Origin of the sequence: Dietzia sp. DQ12-76 (genome assembly GCF_014145045.1) — a bacterium.
Lineage (GTDB): Bacteria > Actinomycetota > Actinomycetes > Mycobacteriales > Mycobacteriaceae > Dietzia.
Genome location: NZ_JAALDV010000455.1, coordinates 1 through 1,577 on the forward strand (window position 1 = coordinate 1; position 1,577 = coordinate 1,577).

Below are 1,577 nucleotides of genomic sequence, written 5' to 3' on the forward strand. Positions count from 1 at the left end.
TCGGGTGCGGGCTCGGGTGCGGGGCCTGGCTCGGCGTCCGCTGCGCCCGCCGGGGCCGGTCTCAGCTCGGGCGAGGAGCGGGCGCTGCGCAAGGAGATGTCCAGGATTGAGCGGCAGATGCTCAAGCTCGACACGCGTCAGGCCGCTCTTCACGAGGCGCTAACCGCCGCCGCGGGAGAGGCGCTCGACACGGAGAAGCTCGCCTCGCTCGACCGCGACCTCAAGCAGGTGACAGCGGAGAAGGAGGAGCTCGAGGAACGCTGGATGGAGATCGGCGAGCAGATAGAGGGCTGACCCGCAGGCCGGCGACCAGAGCGCTGACCCGCAGGCCGACGCGCCAGGGGGACGACGCACTCAGGCGTCCATCGGTCTTGGTCGTCTCTGCTGCGGTGAATCGCGCGTCTCGCCGCGCTAGGCACGACCAGAACGCGGGAGGACCACCTGCGACTGTCACCGGCGTGCGCGGGTGGTTGTGGATGGTCGTTTTGCTCCTCCACAGGCGACGCTCCCGGCGGGTGTGATCGGACGCGGCGCGTGATGATGCTGTGGTGCCTCTAGCCGATCCTGCTGAGCCGTTCGTCGGAAGTGCCGCGGTGCAGGCCGGCCGCCTGACCGGCCATCAGCTGAGGTCAGGACATCGCCGGTTGTTCCCCGACGTGTACCTGGCCGCCGGGGAGCCCGTCACCCCTGATCGCCTGGTTCGCGGCGCAGCATTGTGGGCGCCCGCCGGAGCTGTGATCGGCGGTCTCGCGGCGGGACTGTTCCACCGTGAGCGCTGGTACGCGCCGGCGGCGGTCGGGAGAGGCGTCGACGTCTACGCGGTCGGTACGGCGCCCGCTCCGCGCGGAGTGCGGTTGCGCCGACTCCGGCGTGCCCTGCCGGCCGGGCACGTGGTGACGATCGGTGGTCTCCGGGTGACCTCCGCGGCGCGGACGGCGGTCGACGTCGCGAGGTGGGAGTTCGACGACGACGCCGCCATCGCGAAGATCGATGCCGTGTGCAATCGGTCCCGCATTTCGGTCAGCGAGGTCAGTGCACTCGCGGAGAGCGTGCGAGGACTGCATGGTCTGCGCAGGGTGCGCGGCCTGCTGCACTGGTGCGACCCGCGGGCGGACTCGCCACCGGAGACCAGACTTCGGCTACTCCTCGTCCGGTCGGACCTCCCCGACCCGACTCCACAGGTCGCGATCCGCAACGAGTACGGAGCGAGAATCGCTACCGCGGATCTCGCGTACGAGGCCGAGATGGTCGCGGTCTTCTATGACGGCGAGGTCCATCGAGGGAAGGACCAATGGGAGTACGACGCCCGGGTCAACGCCGAACTCGCCGAACTCGGCTGGCAGGTGGTCCGCGTCACCGGGTCGATGCTCAGGAATCCTCGGGCGGTGCTCCGCCAGGCCCGCGCGGCCCTCGAGCGCGGCCGCCACCACATCGCCTCACAGGTTGGTCGTGCCCACTGTGACGGAGGCGCCATCTGATCACAACGGACACGACCATTCACCGGGTGCTGCGGGGTCCCGAGGTGCTGCGGGGCCCGTGTGCTGCGGGGCCCGGGTGCTGCGGGGCCCGGGGTGCTG

1 protein-coding gene and 1 pseudogene are annotated in these 1,577 nt (G+C 70.6%); both read left to right on the plus strand.

All coding sequences use genetic code 11. The annotated features are described in order from the left end of the window. Positions 1 to 294, plus strand: a pseudogene (locus G6019_RS14610) (ABC transporter ATP-binding protein); the annotation flags it as partial. A gap of 254 nt (positions 295 to 548) precedes the next feature. Next, the gene (locus G6019_RS14615; RefSeq protein WP_156607219.1) at positions 549 to 1,478 is read left to right on the plus strand and encodes an endonuclease domain-containing protein; all 930 of its coding nucleotides are present in this window, start codon (positions 549 to 551) and stop codon (positions 1,476 to 1,478) included. Positions 1,479 to 1,577 lie beyond the last annotated feature (99 nt).